This is a genomic window from Paenibacillus sp. V4I3 (assembly GCF_030817215.1).
GTDB lineage: Bacteria > Bacillota > Bacilli > Paenibacillales > NBRC-103111 > Paenibacillus_E.
This window is the reverse complement of the sequence record NZ_JAUSZA010000001.1, coordinates 7,469,296-7,488,947: the sequence shown is the minus strand read 5'-3', so window position 1 is coordinate 7,488,947 and position 19,652 is coordinate 7,469,296. Positions and strand designations below refer to the sequence as shown.

The 19,652-nt window shown below is 45.5% G+C and carries 18 protein-coding genes; 13 read left to right on the top strand and 5 right to left on the bottom strand.

From position 1 onward, the window contains the following. Nucleotides 1–46: 46 nt before the first annotated feature. The 3 genes from urtC to urtA form a co-directional block, all read right to left on the bottom strand. Nucleotides 47–1,123, bottom strand: a complete 1,077-nt coding sequence (urtC, locus tag QFZ77_RS34325) for an urea ABC transporter permease subunit UrtC (RefSeq protein WP_307447469.1) — start codon at nucleotides 1,121–1,123, stop codon at nucleotides 47–49. A gap of 21 nt (nucleotides 1,124–1,144) precedes the next feature. Next, nucleotides 1,145–2,050, bottom strand: coding sequence for an urea ABC transporter permease subunit UrtB (gene urtB / locus QFZ77_RS34320; RefSeq protein ID WP_047681504.1), 906 nt, complete (start codon nucleotides 2,048–2,050; stop codon nucleotides 1,145–1,147). An 80-nt stretch (nucleotides 2,051–2,130) separates the two neighbouring features. Next, entirely contained in the window at nucleotides 2,131–3,405 is a 1,275-nt protein-coding gene (gene urtA, locus QFZ77_RS34315; protein WP_047681507.1) for an urea ABC transporter substrate-binding protein, read from the bottom strand. Between the two features lie 283 nt (nucleotides 3,406–3,688). Here urtA and QFZ77_RS34310 point away from each other — a divergent pair, with 283 nt between their 5' ends. The 8 genes from QFZ77_RS34310 to QFZ77_RS34275 all read left to right on the top strand — a co-directional run bounded on the left by QFZ77_RS34310 (nucleotide 3,689) and on the right by QFZ77_RS34275 (nucleotide 10,253). Further along, entirely contained in the window at nucleotides 3,689–3,991 is a 303-nt protein-coding gene (locus QFZ77_RS34310) for an urease subunit gamma (RefSeq protein WP_029194808.1), read from the top strand. Between the two features lie 22 nt (nucleotides 3,992–4,013). Next, nucleotides 4,014–4,397, top strand: coding sequence for an urease subunit beta (locus QFZ77_RS34305; protein ID WP_307447461.1), 384 nt, complete (start codon nucleotides 4,014–4,016; stop codon nucleotides 4,395–4,397). Nucleotides 4,398–4,410: 13 nt separating this feature from the next. Then, nucleotides 4,411–6,093, top strand: a complete 1,683-nt coding sequence (gene ureC / locus QFZ77_RS34300) for an urease subunit alpha (RefSeq protein ID WP_373462792.1) — start codon at nucleotides 4,411–4,413, stop codon at nucleotides 6,091–6,093. A gap of 41 nt (nucleotides 6,094–6,134) precedes the next feature. Further along, the gene (locus tag QFZ77_RS34295) at nucleotides 6,135–6,869 is read left to right on the top strand and encodes an urease accessory protein UreF (protein ID WP_307447455.1); all 735 of its coding nucleotides are present in this window, start codon (nucleotides 6,135–6,137) and stop codon (nucleotides 6,867–6,869) included. Between the two features lie 41 nt (nucleotides 6,870–6,910). After that, a complete protein-coding gene (gene ureG, locus QFZ77_RS34290) occupies nucleotides 6,911–7,570 on the top strand; it encodes an urease accessory protein UreG (protein ID WP_307447452.1) in 660 nt (219 codons plus the stop codon). Beyond that, complete coding sequence (locus QFZ77_RS34285) at nucleotides 7,563–8,417, top strand: urease accessory protein UreD (RefSeq protein ID WP_307447450.1); 855 nt, start codon at nucleotides 7,563–7,565, stop codon at nucleotides 8,415–8,417. Before ureG ends, QFZ77_RS34285 begins: the two co-directional genes overlap by 8 nt. A 208-nt stretch (nucleotides 8,418–8,625) precedes the next feature. Beyond that, on the top strand, nucleotides 8,626–9,603 hold the full coding sequence (cyoE, locus tag QFZ77_RS34280; protein ID WP_307447447.1) for a heme o synthase: 978 nt from the start codon (nucleotides 8,626–8,628) through the stop codon (nucleotides 9,601–9,603). Between the two features lie 17 nt (nucleotides 9,604–9,620). Next, nucleotides 9,621–10,253, top strand: a complete 633-nt coding sequence (locus tag QFZ77_RS34275; protein WP_307447443.1) for an SCO family protein — start codon at nucleotides 9,621–9,623, stop codon at nucleotides 10,251–10,253. A gap of 21 nt (nucleotides 10,254–10,274) precedes the next feature. Here the strand turns inward: QFZ77_RS34275 and QFZ77_RS34270 are convergent, their stop codons facing one another. Together QFZ77_RS34270 and QFZ77_RS34265 are read right to left on the bottom strand one after the other, a co-directional pair. After that, nucleotides 10,275–10,628 (bottom strand): ribonuclease M5, encoded by a 354-nt coding sequence (locus QFZ77_RS34270; RefSeq protein WP_047681520.1) that lies wholly within the window; start codon nucleotides 10,626–10,628, stop codon nucleotides 10,275–10,277. A 168-nt stretch (nucleotides 10,629–10,796) separates the two neighbouring features. Continuing rightward, a complete protein-coding gene (locus QFZ77_RS34265; protein WP_307447439.1) occupies nucleotides 10,797–11,963 on the bottom strand; it encodes an MFS transporter in 1,167 nt (388 codons plus the stop codon). Between the two features lie 321 nt (nucleotides 11,964–12,284). Here QFZ77_RS34265 and QFZ77_RS34260 point away from each other — a divergent pair, with 321 nt between their 5' ends. From QFZ77_RS34260 to asnB, 5 genes are all read left to right on the top strand, one after another. Continuing rightward, nucleotides 12,285–12,719, top strand: coding sequence for a hypothetical protein (locus QFZ77_RS34260; RefSeq protein WP_171641008.1), 435 nt, complete (start codon nucleotides 12,285–12,287; stop codon nucleotides 12,717–12,719). 40 nt (nucleotides 12,720–12,759) lie between these two features. Further along, nucleotides 12,760–13,908: a transglutaminase domain-containing protein gene (locus QFZ77_RS34255; RefSeq protein WP_307447433.1), complete on the top strand. Its 1,149-nt coding sequence runs from the start codon at nucleotides 12,760–12,762 to the stop codon at nucleotides 13,906–13,908. 171 nt (nucleotides 13,909–14,079) lie between these two features. Beyond that, nucleotides 14,080–14,802 (top strand): HAD-IA family hydrolase, encoded by a 723-nt coding sequence (locus QFZ77_RS34250; RefSeq protein ID WP_307447430.1) that lies wholly within the window; start codon nucleotides 14,080–14,082, stop codon nucleotides 14,800–14,802. A gap of 18 nt (nucleotides 14,803–14,820) precedes the next feature. Next, entirely contained in the window at nucleotides 14,821–16,881 is a 2,061-nt protein-coding gene (locus QFZ77_RS34245) for a peptidoglycan D,D-transpeptidase FtsI family protein (RefSeq protein ID WP_307447427.1), read from the top strand. A gap of 879 nt (nucleotides 16,882–17,760) precedes the next feature. Further along, a complete protein-coding gene (gene asnB / locus QFZ77_RS34240) occupies nucleotides 17,761–19,635 on the top strand; it encodes an asparagine synthase (glutamine-hydrolyzing) (RefSeq protein WP_307450056.1) in 1,875 nt (624 codons plus the stop codon). Nucleotides 19,636–19,652 lie beyond the last annotated feature (17 nt).

Sequence of the window (19,652 nt, the reverse complement as noted above, 5' to 3'; positions counted from 1 at the left end):
GATGTTCCCCCTTCAAATTTCATAATATTAAGGATTTGGTGTATGGTCAGCTTGCTTCTTGCGATGAAGAAATCGGCTTAGGAAGCACGGGTTTTTTCCAATTGGAGGTATAGTGTGTGATCGTACCGACGATACCTTTGGGCAGCAGCAGTACAACAATAATGAACATGGCTCCGAGCATAATAGGCCACCAGGCTGGGTAAGCTTCGCTAAACGTTGTTTTGGCTGCGTTGGTGATTAACGCTCCAAGAACGGCGCCTCCGATCGTTGAGCGCCCCCCGATAGCCACCCAAAGAACCATCTCAATAGAAGGGACAATGCCCATTTGTGCAGGTGAGATAATGCCTTCCTGAAGGACGAAGAGCACACCGGCAAGTCCGGCTAATCCTGCTGAAACGCAGTAAATGAATACTTTATAAGTGACTGGATTGTAACCAATAAAGCGAACCCGATTTTCACCATCACGAATGGCTGTGAGAATGTTCCCCATACGACTGGTGACGAGCAGACTGCATAGAATAAGAACAACAACAACAACAGCTAAAGTGAGATAGAAAAATAATAATTTCGTAGATTGGGATTGCAGGTTTAAGCCAAGAAAGGTGGTGAAATTAGTTAGTCCGTTAGTTCCACCTGTATAGCCTTGTTGGCCAACGAATAACGTGACGGTAATAATGACCAACGCCTGAGACAAAATGGAGAAGAAGGCACCTTTAATGCGGTTGCGGAATGTAAAATATCCTAAGATGAATGCAACGATCATCGGAATGATGAGGGCGAGTAGGAATGCAGCGCCTGCATTGTGGAAAGGAGCCCAGAACCACGGTAAGCTTTCAACACCGCTCCATGACATGAAATCCGGAAGTTGGTCTGGCGTCGCGGCGAGCTTAAGATGCATGGCCATACAATAAGCGCCAAGTCCGAAGTAGACGCCATGGCCGAGGCTAAGAATGCCCGTATAGCCCCAAATCAGATCAATTCCCATGGCAATGATGGCATAAGCGAGAAACTTGCCAAGAAGCGAAAGTCGGAAGTCTGACATGAACAAAGGAGCCAGAGCGATAGCGATCAAAAAAACGGCATAGACGATCAATTTAAGCTTGGATTGTCCCGTTAAGAGCATGGAAGATACCACATCCTTTCTTCAATCTAAGGATCTTGAACGGATCGTCACAAGTCCCATCGGTTTCCATTGCAAGAAGGCTATTATGAGCGTAAAGACTAGCACTTTACCGAGCGTAGCACTTGTTGTGTATTCCAAAGCTGTATTGAAAACCCCAATACCTAATGCTCCTGCTACGGTTCCAATCAGCTTGCCAATTCCACCAAGTACGACAACCATGAACGCATCCACAATATAATAAGTGCCTATGGTTGGTCCAATAGGTCCAAGAAGCGTTAAGGCGCATCCGGCAATTCCTGCCATAGCGGAGCCAAAAGCGAAGGACTGAGCATCTACTCTACGTGTGGAAATACCAAGACAAGCAGCCATTTCACGATTTTGCATAACAGCTCTCATGCGCCTTCCTCCGGCTGAGTGGTACAGGTACATATAAATCACCAAGATACATAGCGCAACCAAAGCAATAATAAAGAGGCGCTTGTAAGGGAGAATGAGGTCCGCTGATAGATGGAGTCCGCCTTCCAACCATTCGGGTGCTTTGACAGCCACGTTAGGAGCACCGAAGATGGTGCGCGCAAGCTGTTGCAAGGCAAGGCTTACTCCCCATGTAGCAAGCAGGCTGTCTAAAGGTCTGCCGTACATGAATCGAATAAGAAAAACTTCGAGAAGCCAGCCGACAAAGAAGGCTACCGCAAAGGCAACTCCTAACGACACGATGAAATACCATCCGAAAGCGGACGCCGGTAGAAACTTCTGGAACCACTGCTGGACTAGATAAGCCATGTAGGCGCCAATCATGATGAATTCGCCATGTGCCATATTCATAACATTCATCAAGCCGAATGTAATCGCAAGACCGATGGCGATCAACAGCAGAATGGAGCTAAGGCTTAGACCGTTAAATAATTGAAGAAGCAGCAGACTCATGACAATCCCTCCCAGTAAACCCCAAGTAAATGGTGAAATCCAGGACTGCCGTTAGGCAGTCCTGGCTCCAATAACTAACTTTATTTTTTCGTGACTTCTCCGCCCCAAGGGTATGTTTTGAGGAAAGGATCTGGTTTGAGTGGTTGGCCGGAGTTCCATATTTCTTTGATTTGGCCATCCGCCGTAATTTGACCGATTCGAGCCGTTTTGGAAATATGTTGGTTCTCTCCATCAATGACCACTTTACCTTCAGGTGCGTTAAACTCGATACCTTTGGCAGCAGCTTTTACTTTCTCTACCTCAAAGGATCCTGCTTTCTTAACAGCTGCAGCCCATAAGTAAACGGCCGTGTAACCAGCTTCGATCGGATCATCCGTAACGCGGTCTTTGCCGTATTTAGCTTTGTAAGCTTCAACGAATTTTTTATTCTCAGGTGTATCTGTTGTTTGGTAGTAATTCCAAGCTGTATAGTGTCCATCAAGGACAGATGCTCCAATACCGCGAACCTCTTCCTCAGCGATACTTACGGACATTGTTGTTAGATCTTTGGATGAAATGCCTGCATCTTTCAATTGCTTGAAGAAGGCTACGTTACTGTCGCCGTTCAGCGTATTGAAAATGACATCTGGCTTCTCTTTTTTGATTTTACTAATGATTGTATTGTAGTCCGTGTGTCCAAGTGGTGTGTATTCTTCGGCAACAAGCGATCCGCCTTCAGCTTTCAATTGCTCTTTAATAATTTTGTTGGCTGTTCTCGGGAATACGTAATCGGAACCAAGCAGGTAGAATTTCTTGCCTTTGTTTTGAAGAAGCCAAGTTACCGCAGGGATAATTTGTTGGTTCGTTGTTGCGCCAATGTAGAAGATATTAGGTGATGATTCCACGCCTTCATACTGTACCGGATACCACAGTAATCCTTTGTTTTGTTCGACGACAGGAAGCACGGCTTTGCGGCTGGCAGATGTCCAGCAGCCAAAGATGGTTACGACGCTGTCCTTTTGCAGTAACTTCTTAGTTTTCTCTGCAAAAGTCGGCCAATCGGATGCACCGTCTTCAATCACGGGCTTGATTTTTTTACCTAAGAGTCCCCCAGCTGCATTAATTTCGTCAATCGCCATAAGTTCAGCATCTCTGACAGACACCTCGCTAATGGACATCGTGCCTGTCAGTGAGTGAAGAATACCAACAGGTACCGTTTCATCCTTCGTCTCCGCCTTAGCTTCAGCGGCTTTGGTCGCCATAGGTGTAGTTGTCGTGGATGTAGTTGGCTCTGTCTTTGCACAGCCAGCCATGACCATCATCAAAGCCATACTCAAAGCGACTGTGAGCTTACCTTTGTTTCGTATCTCTCTCATTCACGTCCCACTCCCTTTGCTTACAAGATTTGGATTACAAGGCTTATGATAAAGTGCGAAACAAGTTAGTGTCAATATAGTTGACATATATAAAGGTTTTTTTGTTAACAGCGCACAAAAATTAGCTATTTTTTTGTTGAAATCACATAAAATACGAAGAACGACTTCAGAAATCGTTGTTTTGGTGTCATAATATCTAACATTGATGATTTACAATCATGGAATACACGAATATAATAAGGATAAGTAATTACCATTATTCGGATTTTAATGAGGTGAAGATGTGCATTTAACGGAGAGAGAAAAAGAAAAGCTGCTCATTACTGTGGCAGCTGATCTCGCACGCCGAAGACTTGCCAGAGGCTTGAAACTGAATTATCCCGAAAGCATAGCTCTGCTAACATCCGAAATTATGGAAGGAGCAAGGGATGGGTTGACCGTTGCTCAATTGATGGCATTCGGTACAACGATTCTGAGAGCTGAGCAAGTTATGGAAGGTGTACCTCAAATGATTCATGAGGTGCAGGTAGAGGCTACGTTTCCCGATGGGACCAAATTAGTTACCGTACACGAGCCAATAACCTAACTATACAAATGGGGGCGAGAAGATGGTTCCAGGAGAATATCGAACAGTCAAAGGATATATTGAAATGAATATAGGAAGACAAACGATTGAACTTATCGTTACGAATACAGGAGATCGTCCCATTCAGGTGGGCTCGCATTTTCATTTTTTTGAAGTGAACAGAGCTTTGGACTTCCCGAGAGAACAAGCCTATGGCATGCGATTGGACATTCCAGCGGGAACGGCTGTCCGTTTTGAGCCAGGAGAACAGAAACCTATTCAGCTAGTTGAACTTGGTGGAGCGAAACTTTCTTATGGACTAAATAACTTGAGTAAAGGCTTAGCAGCTATTGGAAATATGTCAAGTGCTGCGAGAGAAAGATGGCAAGCATGGGAGGGAAAGCCCGGTGAATCGAATAGATCGTAAAAGTTATGCGTCCATGTTCGGACCTACAACTGGAGATGCCATTCGTTTGGCTGATACCGAGCTTTGGGCACAAATAGAGCATGATTACACCGTATACGGTGATGAATGTAAATTTGGCGGCGGCAAGGTCATTCGGGATGGGATGGGGCAATCCAGCGGTGCTACCCGTGACCAAGGTGTTCTAGATACCCTGATTACAAATGCGGTTATTATCGACCACTGGGGTATTGTCAAAGGTGATATCGGCATCAAGGATGGTCATATCGTGGGTATCGGTAAAGCGGGGAACCCGGACATTATGGATGGCGTTCATCCGAATATGATCGTGGGCGCGAGCACGGAAGTCATTGCGGGTGAAGGTAAGATTGTAACCGCGGGCGGGATCGACGCGCACATTCATTTTATTTGCCCCCAACAAATTGAAACGGCACTTTCCTCTGGTGTGACGACAATGATTGGTGGCGGGACGGGGCCTGCTACAGGAACGAATGCCACAACTTGTACACCAGGTGCATGGCACATGCAGCGTATGCTGGAGGCAGCTGAAGCTTTTCCCATGAATTTGGGCTTTACGGGTAAAGGTAATGCTTCTTTTCTAGCCCCGTTGACGGAACAAATTGAAGCGGGAGCTATTGGTTTGAAGCTTCATGAAGATTGGGGAACGACGCCGGCAGCAATCGACACTTGTCTAGAAGCAGCAGATCAATATGACGTTCAAGTAGCCATTCACACCGATACATTAAATGAAGCGGGATTTCTCGAGGATACACTGGCAGCCATCAAGGGCCGTACGATTCATACGTATCATACCGAAGGAGCAGGCGGTGGGCATGCGCCGGATATTATCCGTGCAGCTGCTGAGCTTAACGTACTGCCGTCTTCGACAAACCCGACACGTCCATATACGATCAATACCATTGAAGAACATTTGGATATGCTCATGGTGTGTCATCATTTGGACAGCCGTATCCCCGAGGATGTTGCTTTCGCGGATTCCCGGATTCGCCCGGAAACGATTGCTGCGGAAGATATTCTTCATGATCTAGGTGTCTTCAGCATGCTAAGCTCGGATTCTCAGGCAATGGGGCGGGTTGGCGAGGTCATTATTCGAACATGGCAAACCGCCGATAAGATGAAGAAACAGCGTGGACCGCTGACTCCCGATACGGAAGATGGCGACAATTTCCGAATTAAACGTTACATCGCCAAATATACGATAAATCCGGCGATTACACATGGTGTTTCGCACCTTGTCGGCTCCATTGAGCCTGGGAAATTCGCGGATCTTGTCATTTGGAGTCCAATGTTCTTCGGGGTTAAGCCGGATCTGGTACTCAAAGGCGGCAGTATCGCCTACGCGCAGATGGGAGATCCCAACGCTTCAATTCCAACACCGCAGCCTGTATTTGGGCGTCCGATGTTTGCTGCTTTTGGTAAAGCTTTGACGCAAAGCTCGATTACTTTCGTCTCTCAAGCAGCTTATGATCGTGGCATCGCTGAGAAATTAGGGCTGCAAAAGCGTGTCGAGCCTGTGAAAGGGTGTCGTCATATATCGAAGAAAGACATGATTCATAATAACGGCATGCCTTCTATAGAAGTAAACCCAGAGACCTATGAAGTGAAAGTTGATGGGGAAGCCATTACTTGTGAGCCAGCAACTGAGCTGCCGATGGCGCAGTTATATTTTTTGTTTTAAAAGAGCGGGAAGTCCCTGATCGAGGTGACGATATAATAGCGATGAGAACAAAGACAACGACAACAACGACATTCATTGAAGAGATGACTCCAAGGTTTCACTGGCTCGCTTATCAGCAGCTTCTGGATTCAGCCTTACCCATTGGCGGATTCTCTCATTCCTTTGGTTTGGAAACGCTCGTTCAGCAAGAGCGCTTAACAACGATTGAAGAGCTCGAAGCTTATATTCGTACGATGCTCGCCAATAGTTGGGCAACGTCAGATGCGATGGTAATCAAAGCTGCCTATACCCAAATTCCAAGGCAGGAATGGGATCAACTCTGGGAGATCGACCATATGCTGCATGTGCAGCGTGTATCAAGTGAAGCGAGGAGCGGCGTTCAAAAGATGGGCCGCAGGCTTCTCCAGCTATCGCGCTCGATGTACCCCGAGCTGAACTGGCTGCCTCTGGACGAAGCAGTGAAAGCCGGCCGCTGCAGCTCCAATCATCCGATTGTCCATGGATGGGTGAGCTATCACCTCGGTGTGCCCTTACATCAAGCGGCGGAAGGTTATCTTTATAGCTGTATCATGACCTGTATCAACAGTGCGCTTAGACTCATGTCCATAGGGCAAACTCAAGGACAAATTCTTCTTGCGAAACTGCTTCCTTTGACCGGAAGCGAGTGGCAGCGTGTAGCGCATTTGGATCCCTTGGATGCGTATACGAATTCACCAGCCGCAGATCTGGCCATGATGCAGCACGAAACCCTGTATTCGCGATTATTCATGTCTTAATGAGGCAAATATGCCCTATCATAATTTTAGGAGGAATGACTATGTGTCAAGGTCAAGGTCATCATCACCACCAATGGGAGAAACCAGCTGTGGATCGGAGTCGCCCAATGCGTATTGGAATCGGCGGACCTGTTGGCTCTGGTAAGACGGCGCTAGTGGAGCGTCTGGCTCGGAAACTCAATAACCGCTATAGTATTGCGGTGATTACGAATGATATCTATACGAAGGAAGATGCCCGTATATTGATTAGTTCCGAAGTACTGCCTGAGGACCGGATTATTGGGGTAGAAACAGGCGGATGCCCGCATACAGCGATTCGAGAGGATGCTTCGATGAATTTCGAAGCTATCGAAGAGCTGGAGAAGCGATTCGATAATCTTGATATTATTTTCATCGAGAGTGGTGGCGATAACTTGGCTGCAGCGTTCAGCCCGGAGTTGGTAGATCGCTTCATCTATATTATAGATGTCGCCCAAGGGGAGAAAATACCGCGCAAAGGCGGTCCTGGCATTATGCGTTCCGATATGCTCATTATCAACAAAATCGATCTAGCCCCGTATGTAGGCGCCAGCCTGGAAGTGATGGATTCGGATACGAAGAAGATGCGCGGCGACCGTCCGTATATTTTCTCAAACCTGATGGGCGGTACAGGGTTAGACGATATTGTTACATGGGTGGAACAGGAGTTCCGCCATGCCTAGAGTGACTGGGGAGATTAAGGCGGAATTTGCGTTACGCGGCAGCTTGACGCAGCTTGTCCACAAATACCACGCCTCCCCGCTCAAAATCGCCAAAACGTTTCGTTACGAGAACGAAACACTCATCCAGGACGCCCATCCTGCGGATCAATTAGGCGTCTATATGATGGACTGCTCCCCAGGACTCATGTCGGGGGATCATTACGAAATCAACGTGCGCCTTGGAGAGGGCGCACGTGTTTTTCTAACGAACCAATCGTTCACGAAGGTTCATCCGTCTGAGGTTGGTCACGGAAGCACGCAGCGTCAGACGGTTCAATTGGAAGCTGACGCGCTGCTGGAATACATGCCAGAGCCCTTAATGCTCTATAAGGATGCAAGCCTAGCCGCAGAAATGGATGTTCATTTATCACCGGGGTCTGCATTGATTTTCTCAGATGTATGTTGTCCGGGACGAACGCAGCGAGGCGAAATATTTCAGTACTCCCGTTATATGAATCGTATGAAAGTTTGGCACGGCAAGGAATTGATTTTTTATCAGAATCAAAGAATTGAACCACAAACCATGCAGCTATCAGCACCAGGTTGCTGGGAGCGGGAAACACACCTTGGTAATCTGTACATTTTCTCGGATCGTCTTAAACAGCGTCATCTTGAGAAAGTATTGGAGAGTCTTGAGAAGCTTGAGGGTGTAGAGGTCCGTATCGGGGCCAGTCTTACGTATAAATACGGTTTGATTGTCACAGTCATGGGAAGACATGCTTGGGAACTACAGCTGGCTTTGACGAAGGCATGGCATGAAATTCGCCGCAGTTTATTAGCCTTAACACCACTTATGGTAAATAAATAAATAGGATTTATACGATTGAAAGGAGCCCTGGGGGCTCCTTTTTGCATGAAATCGAATGTTCCGATCATTTTCCACGCATACTGGAAGGAGAATCGACAATATGATGACAACTGGCTGCACTTCATTGTCAAACGATGTAAGGGTTGGTATGATGAGAATGTTCATTATTCAGTTTGCTCGGAAATTCGACATAGAGGAGGACGTTTACGTGGGAAATCAAGTTAGCTACGAAAGCGTTGCGAACGGTTCGTCACAAGGGTCTATTGGGACAGATTCCATAGAAGCTAGCAATACTCAGGCATCGGCTGAGCCTGTGACCTTAAAAGATTTTTATCGCTTGGTTAAGCCAGGCATTATTTATTCCAATCTAATGACAGCTTTTGCTGGCTATTGGATGGCGGCCCATTGGGAAGTAAGCTGGGTACACCTTATTATGACCATGCTAGGAACAGCTCTTGTAATGGCAGGAGGAACGGTGCTCAACAATTATTTGGACCGTGAAATGGATGCGAAGATGGAACGGACGCAGAATAGAGCTCTTCCAAGCGGGAGAATGAGTGCTAATGTCGTTCTATGGTACGGTATTATTTTAGGAACGATCGGTCTAGGAGTCCTATATTTTGGAGCGCAATCGCCTCTTGCAACGTTGATCGGACTGATTGGACTGTTCTTATATGTTTGGCTCTATACAGCATGGTTTAAGAGAACTTCGGTATGGAGTACATTCGTTGGGGCATTCTCTGGTGCTACACCTCCCGTTATTGGATACTGTGCAGTAAGTGGTACGGTTGATCTAGGTGCTATTCTCCTTTTTGCTTTCCTATTTCTCTGGCAGCCTCCGCATTTCTGGGCTCTTGGGATTCGACGTATGGAAGAATATCGCGCTGCAGGATTCCCGCTTTTACCCGTCGTGAAGGGGACTTACGTGACCAAGATCAGTATGGTGCGTTATGTGGTTTTGCTTGTTCCTGTAACCGTGATGTTAACGGCTTATGGATATGTGGGTTATTTGTTTTTATTCGCATCAACCATCTTAGGATTGATTTGGGCTTTCATGAGTATCAAAGGATTTAAGGCAACAGGTGAGGCCGAAGTGGTATGGGCCAAGCGTATGTTCCTATTCTCACTGTTGTATTTAACTCTCTTATCGTTCCTCATGGTCATTGATACTGTGAAAATTAGTTAGAATTGAGGGCTGAAGTAATGAGTGCGTTTTTCGGGAAAAATTGGTTTAAACTTGCGCTGGGCGCTATATTAATTGCCATGATTGCATCATTTGCCTATAAATTATGGGCTAACGGCAGTGAACCTGACCAACGCTTAACAGCAATGAAACAAGCTCCTTCGTTCCAATTGGAGGACTTAGATGGCAAACCCGTTGCCTCTCAAGATATGGATGGTAAGGTTAGACTTGTATACTTCTTTTATTCCTTTTGTCCGGATGTTTGCATGCCGACGACTTTCTTGCTTTCTCAGGTTCAGGAATCTTTGAAGAAAAAAGACTTACTGGGTACTAAAGCGGAAATTGTATCCATAACAGTCGATCCAAAACGAGATACACCGGAAGTGCTTAAAGAATTTGGAAACCGATTTGAATCGAAGCCAGTTCCGGGTGGGTGGACATTCCTGCGTGGTGAGGAATCGAAAATTCACAAGCTTGCTGAAGATTTCGGCATTATGGTGATTAAAGAAAAGGATGGTAATTTCTCGCATTCGAATGCTATTTTGCTGGTTGACCCAAAAGGAAAACTCCGGAATTATTATGATGCGAGCAACCCAGAGTTGGATGTTGACCATATTGTCAAAGATGTCGTGACCTTATCTAAAGGAAAATAAGTCAATCATTCATGGTGTTAACTATTCAAAAGCAGGGTCTGGAGCGGGGTATTTGATATACTCATCCAGCCCTGCTTTTTCTAATTGCTGAATGATGTATTCCTCAGGTGTTCCTTCGACGCCAGCATACCCTCTGCGCGTATATATTTGTTCTGCGTCTGGAAACGTTTCTCGCAATAGAAAACGTATTTTTTTGCCGGATGCATCATTATCCGTAAATATGAACACATGATTGTCTTCCGCTTTTTTTCTCAGTTCTTCAAGAGTTAACGAGCTGGGGGTACCGAATGTACATAAGATCACGACACTTTCATCAACCACGCGTTTTAACCGGCTTTTATCATTTTTACCTTCTACTATGATTACAATCGACATGGGATTTCCTCACTTTAGGTTTTTTTGTAGTATAACCCGTTTTCGCAAGTGATCCAAGGATTTCATTCGACGATTAGGCAAATATGATGCTGTCATTTCCCGGGAAATGACAGGGATTGACAGCGCAAAAGACGGCTTGATAAGCTCAAGCCGCCATTTTATCGGCAATTACGTTGTGATAGGCGTTTTAAATGTGCGCAGCGGTAAGAGGGAAAGTGCTAGCATTAAGACGAAAAACGCGATGAAGTAAGAGGAAATGTGGTCGCGAAGCTGTCCGGCCATCATGGGACCGATAAAGGCGCCAACGGAATAGGAGATGGAAAGAAGGGAAAAGACGCGTCCATATCGATTGCTGCTTGTTATACCGGCAAGAAGGGCAGCGAGAGCGGGATAAATGATACCTTTCGCCATTCCGATTAGGAAAAGGGAAACCGTGAGTGGTATCGGCCACTGAATGGCTAAACCGAAGAAAATGATCGCAAGCGAGATACTTCCACAGACCGTTCGGATAAACGGGGGGATCTTATTTAAGAACCAGAAGCTGATGCTTAACAGAGCGCCTAAACTGATTAAAGTGAAAAAAACGCCGGACGTTAGGATAGAATCTCTGGCCGACTGCATAAGTGGAAGCTCAAAGAAAAGAATGCCTTGCGAGCAGGAGAGAGCCATTGGAATGAGAAAGAATAACCATGGAATCGTTACGCTGGCGGGTAGGTCTGATTCATCACTCAGCATGCCATGACCATGATGATCTAAGATGGGGGATTTGCTTCCTGTTTGCGCTAGGAGCTGCTTTTCTTTCACACCGAAGATGGCAAGTATGCCTGTGATAATAAGAATCCAACCTAACACGGAGAAGGCTGTTGTAAATCCAATTTTGGCAACTAACACAGCGCCTGCTGCTGGAGATACCACGGAAGCAAGGGTATGTATGAGACCGTTGCCAGCCATCAGTTTACTTTGATGGATGCGATCCTTGGCTATGCGTGCAAGCAACGATAAGCAGGCAGGGGATAAGAAGGCGAGTACGAATCCGCTAATCGAACGAATATATAGCAAGTGCCAAGGATCTTTCACATTGGATTGAAAAAGTAAGATGATCCCTGCTACAATCAGGCTAAAGACAATAAAGATTTTACTTCCATATTTGTCCACGCCATAGCCAGCGATTAGATTCCCAGGCAAATGTGTAATTGAGTATACGCCCATAATTAGCCCTATAAATGAAGGAGCTGCTCCCAAAGATAAGGCGAAGGGAGAAAGAATCGGGTACTGCGCGTGTAAATCAAAAAAAGCAACAAACATAAATAAGTACAACCAAATAGCTGTTCGCATGTTCTCACCACCTCAATCATTTAGACTTGTCTCTTCTTAAGATGTACGCCGCTCGTCCTATAGATATGACCTTTCCATACAAATGACACAATTCTGTTTTTAGGAGGCTTTATGGACGCATATGTGATTGTTTTACTCGCTGGCGCAGCTATTTTCCTGATTTTTCGCTTGAGACAGTCTTTTCGAAAGACGAGAAGTAGAGTCGATAAAACGGAGGAGATAGAACGAAAGTTAGCCCTGTTAAGGAAAAAAAGAGATGAAGATTAAGGATTCCTTGTAGTATGATAGGAAGGGACTTTTGGATAATTAGGAGGGGTTAGTTTGGATCAGTGGATTTCCTTTGCGCAGGATCGTTGGTACTTAATTGTGGCCGCTATTATTGTGCTTTTTATCGTGATCGGAATTGTGAAAACCGTGGTGAAATGGATTGTGGTTATCGCAATTGTTGGGGCTCTCGTCGTTTATGGAGCGAGCTATAAGGATAAAATAAAGGATATTGGGGCAAGCGTGGTTTCGCAAGTCGGTGATGAAATCAAAGATAAGGCTGTCAGTACGTTGACCTCGGAAGCCAAAGATGCCCAATTTAAAGCGAATCCGGACGGTTCCTTTCTCATTACGACGAAGAGCTTAAAGGTGGAAGGCAAGGCAGGGACGGATGAAGTACAAGTCACCTTTCTTGGTAAAACGTTTAAGATGAACGCCAACGCAGCCGTTAATGCTTTCATCGAGCAAGCAAAGAAAAACGCTAAGCAGTAAGAAGAGTCATTTTTTATAAAAAATAGGATGGTGAGAAATCATGACGGATATGACGTGGTTACAATCAACTTCGATAAATTTAATATCCATCGTGATCGTTCTCACATTTGTAGGCTCAGTCGTTCAAGGGTTTTTCCGGGGAGGATCAGGTTCAGCCAAGCATCTTCTGTCTATGCTCGTTGAGGCGGTTATCGTCATTCTGTCCATGTTCATTGCGTGGAAAGGGGTCCAGTGGATATCGCCTGTGATACAAATCTGGCTGAAAGGGCAGAATTTGCAAATTCCATCCGTAGAGATAAGCATGCTTAAACAAATCTATTATACGGCTATGACGAGTATCCGCGATTTCCCGCTGCTGCGTTTCGGTGTATTGTTTTTACTTGGCTATATGATCGTGAAGCAACTGCTGAACCTATTGATTGATCCCTTGTTAGGAAGTTGGCTGGCTAATCGTGATCCTTACAGGGAGCGCAGCAACTCTTTTATTAGTTCTGTCTCTGGTGGAGCCATCGGTTCTGTCGCAGGATTCGCTAGGGCGCTCATTCTTATTGCTGTGCTTTTCATTTATGTAACGTTATTCCCTCACTCTTTGGTCACACCATACATTGAATCATCACAGATGTATCAGAAAGGTGCTAAAGAAGTAATTTCACCCTTCACGGGTGACTTCATTGCCGACAAAGTGCCCGTGTTCACACGTGCTGTCGAACAGGAATTTACGAATATCCTGCAGCGTAAGTATGAAGTTCTAGACGCGAAAATTCCAGGCAATATTGCTGATGCGGCCAAAGAAGTAACCGCCAGTGGGAAGACGGATGAAGAGAAGGCCAAGCTGTTGTATAAATGGGTAGGCGGCTACATCAAATATGATTGGGATAAGGTAACTCTGTATGAAGAGAAACGAATCTGGAAAGAACAGACGCCGGAGGATACCTTCAACACCCGCGAAGGGGTTTGTATAGACTACTCTAGGTTGTATGCACAGATGGCCAGATCCATCGGACTTGATGTGAAAGTTGTGACGGGGCTAGGCTATGACGGGCAGGGCAGCTATGGGCCTCACGCTTGGAACGAAGTTTACCTGAAAGAGTCTGATCGCTGGGTACCGCTAGATTCAACCTGGGTGGCAAGCGGTGGCAACTGGTTCAATCCGCCTAACTTCGATCAAACTCATGTTAAGGACGCTTAAAAAGTATCGGCAAGAAGCTTTTCCTTTGGAGATCAAGGGAGGGCTTTTTTTTGTTTAAGGCGACCGAACTTTTAAGGGAATTCATGGATAGATCTGGAGGGTTTTCTCATATCATGATTAAATGTGGTACACTGATAAGGTGCGATTGTTTATAAGAATGAGGGAGATTATATGCGAAAACCATTACAGGAATATAAGATGATTTACTTAGACGCTGGGGACACTTTACTTACGATTCCGGCGGCCCAGACGATATTGAAACAGTATTTACAATTGCGATCTGTGGATCGTGATGAAGCTCATATTAGTGAACTATTTACGGAAGCTTTTCGTCTTTTTTATTATGTGAATAAGCAGGACAATTTCGTGGTTTGCAGTCCAGAGTCAGATCGTGAGTTCTGGGTCAATCTATATAAATATGTGCTCCATAAATTGGGCATACACGAGGAGTGGACAGAGGAAGAGATTTATACCTGCTGCCATGAGCTCTACGACATTTACACGGCACCCGAGTATTATGAATTGTTTGATGATGTTAAACCATTTTTAGATGGTTTGAAGGCCCAAGGTTTTCGAATAGGGATTATCAGCAATTTTGCTCCTACCTTGAAAGCCATATTGGAGGATAAGGGGATTTTGCATGATTTCGACCCCGTCATTGTTTCAACAGAAGTTGGTCTAGAGAAGCCCGATCCGGCGATCTTCCAGCTTGCCCTGGATAGGGCGGGGTTAGAGGCTAAGGATATTCTTTATATCGGCGACCATGAGACGAATGATATTTGGGCGCCAAGTCAAGTCGGCATCGATGCTGTTCGAATAATCCGTTATTCCTATCATACAGGGGAGGGTATTCATTCCCTGCTTGAGCTATTTCATGAGCAAGCCATAGCGTAAGAAAGGATCTGAGAAGCGATGAAGTCATCCATTATGGATGATCCGAAGAAAAAAGAGGTTACCAAAAAGCGGCACTTTTCGTTTCGGATCAATATATTTTTCTTTGTAACGTTTTTATTATTTTCTGTCTTAATCGTGCGTTTGGCTATCTTACAATTCGTTCAAGCCAAAGATCTTAAAGAGGCGGAGAATACAAATACGAATCAGACCACGAGTATCGCTCCCATTCGAGGTAATATCTACGACTCTACCAAATCTCCTCTTGCTTATACGATTCCAGTTCAGTCCTTGTTTTTCCGTATTGAACCAGGTCAACAAAACAAAGATGAAGTGATTGCACTAGCTCAGCGGCTAAAGGTTGATGTTTTTGATAAATATGCCAAACCGAATTCGGTCAGCCCTACGCCAGAAGAGATCGTTCTAGCGATGGATTTAGGTTACGATATTAATAAAAATAAGGTGAAAGATCCGAGTTATTATTGGGTACCGCGACGGATTAAGGCTGATTTATCTAAAGGGGAAATGGCCTATTTACTAGAGCACCGAGATGAATTTAAGTGGTTAGAAGTGACGGAAGAAAGTATCCGTACGTATGAAATGGATGATGATAATACGACGATTGCCACACATTTAGTTGGATATTTAAAATCATTTTCTACGCAGACGGCCAAAGATATCTATAAAGATAGCCCAAGTAGCGAAGAATATCTGAACACAGAAAATGTAGGGTTTGACGGCATTGAACGTATGTATCAGGATGAGTTGCGCGGTAAAAACGGGAGTAGGAAATATCCAGTAAATGCGGCTATGAAAATTATCGGAAGAGCCGAAGTGACAGCGCCTATAAAAGGGAATAATCTATATCTTTCGATTAATAAAGATATCCAGAAGGCAACAGAGAGAATGCTGGAGGAACATATCAAATATTTACGCAGTCCCTCTCATGCCAATGATCTGTATATGAAAACCGGGATGAAGGCCTCCTCTGGTTTTGCCGTTGCGATGGAAGTGGATACGGGGCGCGTTGTCACTATGGCAAACTATCCGGATTACGATGCGAATGCTTGGACCGGAGGTATTTCGCCAAATATTTACAAAGAAATTGGTACGTATATTTCTAATGGATCCATCATGACGGCTAAATCTAAATATCCAGATGAAAAAGAGAATGCGAAGCATCCGTCTTCCATTGTTTTTATGGGTTCAACCATTAAGCCTTTGTCGGTGTTAATCGGACTTAAGGAGAAATTATTCGGCGCTTATGAGAACTATTACGATTCAGGATCGTTTAGCTTTGGTAAGGGAGGGTCTAGTACTATCTCAAATTCGGGTAAAGCAGCTTACGGATATATTGATGCTGCTGGGGCTATTGAACACTCTTCTAACACGTTTATGTCCGAGAAAGTGGGCATTCCCTTCTATTCGAAATATGGGGGAGAAACACCAAAGGTCACAACGAAATGGGCAGAATACCTTGCGAAATTCGGTATGGGTGTGAAAACAGGAAGCGGACTTCCAGGTGAATTCGCAGGTTCGAATGATTTTATTAAAAATGCCCAAAAAGACAGCTACCAATCCGCAATGGTCTACGCCTCATGGGGACAGAATGAAAAAACGACAACACTGCAGCTAGCTCAATATACAGCTACACTTGCCAGTCGTGGGAAACGTATGAAGCCTCTTTTCGTAGATGAAATTCGAGATTACCAAGGTGAACTAGTTAAAAAGGTTGAGCCTGAAGTTATTCAGGATTCTTCCTCTGAATTTTCTAAAGAAGATTGGAATGTCATTATTCATGGGATGAAAAGTGGCGCCGAGGGCATTGATGAATTACCGTATAATGTAGCACGCAAAACAGGTACATCGACACAAGCAGTTTCGGGCGGCACGGTAGAAAATGCCGTATTTATCGCCTTTGCTCCCGTAGAGAATCCAAAGCTTGCCATAGCAGTGGTTGTACCTGAGGGTGGATTCGGACGCTATGGGGCATCCCCGATAGCAGCCAAAATCTTTCAGGCTTATGACGCGGCGAACGACGGTATTCTGACGAAGCTGGGCGGCGGAAAAAGGCCGTGGTAAATCACTGCTGAATTCGCTGTTATTCGAATTCATCCCAGCAGAGTGGATCAAATGGCATTGGAAGGAAAGAAATAAAGGTGTTAGTAAAAGGGATCTGCAAAAGCAGGTCCTTTTTCTCTTTGCTGAGATGGTGTATACTGCACGATCATTCGGTAAGAAACTAGGTTTTCTTAGCGTTTTGTTTGCTGTTTTTCGATTTTAGAGTCAATCAGCTTTCGTGAGGGCAAATGGCCTATAGAGGTTACCAATGTTGTGTTTTATACAACAATTTGCGTATGGATTCTCATTCATCCAGCAATTTCAATTGAGCATATATGACGATTGATCCTTATTTAAGACACCTCAATCTAGAGCAATATTGGATGAATGAATGGACGGTCTCTTTTTTGCAAGATTCGGTTGAACAATGCAGATTAGCTTACCTAATGTTGTACAAAGCACTACTTAACACGGATAAGTAAGCGAATGTTTCAGCATTACGTCTCTTGGGCGCAGCTTGCTTTGCATCAGCTGTATAAACACGCTCACTAATGGAAGGCGTAAGCTGGTTATTTCTATGCCTGTTCATGCAGCACACAAGTGCAGGAACCGTTTCCCATCCTTGAGCATATCCTAGTGTAAGGGAAAGAACATTTTCCACCCTAAAAGTTGCGCGAGGCAAACTTTTATGCACAGAGGAAAGGTGGAGGAATGTATGAAAAAAACCAGGTTATCAGCTTCATTAAAGCGACTTCTGATTTCCATCATTTTTCTATAGGATACAGCGCTTTCACGTACTTTCATCGCATTTCCAGTATGACGGACAGATATGGTATACTAATATATCGGTTGTCGAATAGAAAGATTGATGATGAATGGTACGGAGGAGTGAGTTTCACCATGTGTGGTATTACGGGTGTAATGTATTTTGAAGATAGAGAACCAACCACTGCAATGTTGCAGCAAATGACAGAAGTTATTGTTCATCGGGGTCCGAACGATTCCGGTTTTTGGACGGATAATCGTATTGGTCTTGGCTTTCGCCGCTTGTCTGTTATTGACCTGAAAGAAGGGCATCAGCCTTTGGCTAATGAGGATGATTCTGTCTGGATCATTTTCAACGGGGAAATTTATAATTATAAAGCCCTGCGCAGTATGCTGCAGGAGCGTGGGCATCAATTCCGCACGCAAAGTGATACGGAGGTTATCGTTCACCTCTATGAGGAGTATGGAGAGGAATGCGTCAAATACATGCGCGGCATGTTTGGCTTCGTTATTTGGGACAAGAAAAAGAAGCAGCTGTTCGGTGCGAGAGACCACTTCGGCATTAAGCCGTTTTACTATCATGTCAATGACCGTCAGTTCTTGTTCGGCTCCGAAATTAAGAGCTTGCTGGCTGCGGACGGCATGAACCGGTTGATCCATACGGACAGCTTGCTGAACTATCTGACCTTTCAATACGTGCCGGAGCCTAACACTATGTTCCATGGCATACATAAGCTTCCACCTGGGCATACGGTCAAAATTACGTTCGACGGAGAAATGTCGATACATAAATATTGGGATCCTATGTTTGAGCCGGAGGAGCGCCCGTTTGACGAGTACGTGGAACAAATTCGTGAAACATTGAAGGATTCGGTCAAGCTTCACATGGTCAGTGATGTGGATCGGGGCTGCTTCTTGTCGAGCGGGATTGACTCGACGGCGATTGCAACACATATGAGGAATATCGAACCGATCCGCACGTTCTCTGTTGGCTTCGAAGGCGCCAACAATGAAACGCCGATTGCCGCCCAAACGGCTGCGGCATTAGGCACAGAGCATTACGACAAAATCATCACGCAGGATGATTTCTTCGGTACGATGCCGAAGGCGATCTGGCACCAGGACGAGCCTGTCGCCGATCCTTCGGCCATTGCCCTTTATCACGTGGCGAAGCTTGCGCGCGAGCACGTAACGGTTGTACTGTCCGGCGAAGGCGCGGACGAGCTGTTTGGCGGCTACCGCATTTATCGCGAGCCGCAATCCTTGCGTCCGATTGACCAGCTGCCTGCATCGGTGAAGCGCATGCTGAACCGCTTTGCCCGGGTTCTGCCAAGCAGTGTGAAGGGCCGCAACTATTTACTGCGCGGAACGACACCGCTTGAGGAGCGTTTCCTCGGCAACGCCAAGATTTTCTCCGAGGATATGAAAGCGGAGGTGCTGCGCCTTGATAGTGAGATGCTGCGCGCCTATAAGAATCCCGTACAAATTGCTGGCGATTATTACAGTAAGACGAAGCATCTTGATCCAGTAAGCCGGATGCAGTATATCGATATGAATCTATGGATGCCAGGGGATATTCTGATGAAGGCTGACAAGATGACGATGGCACACTCACTTGAGCTTCGAGTTCCGTTCCTCGATAAGGAACTGTTCGAAGTGGCACGCCGCATTCCGGCCAAGTACCGAATCGCGAATGGAACGACGAAGTACATTTTCCGAAAGGCCATGGAAGGTATCATCCCTGATCCCATCCTGAACCGTCCGAAGCTGGGCTTCCCGGTACCGCTGCGCGATTGGATGAAAGGTTCTATGGGCGATATGGTCCTGGAGCAAATTAAATCCAGCGGGATTGAAGATTATATTGACATCAACGCTGTGGAGCGCATGCTGCATAAGCATCGTAATAATCAGGGCGACTATGCTCGCCGCATTTGGACCATCTATATTTTTGCCCTCTGGCATGTGACATTCATGGAAGAACTGCCTAAGAAAGTGCTCGCTGCTTACTAGGTCTACTAATGACGTAG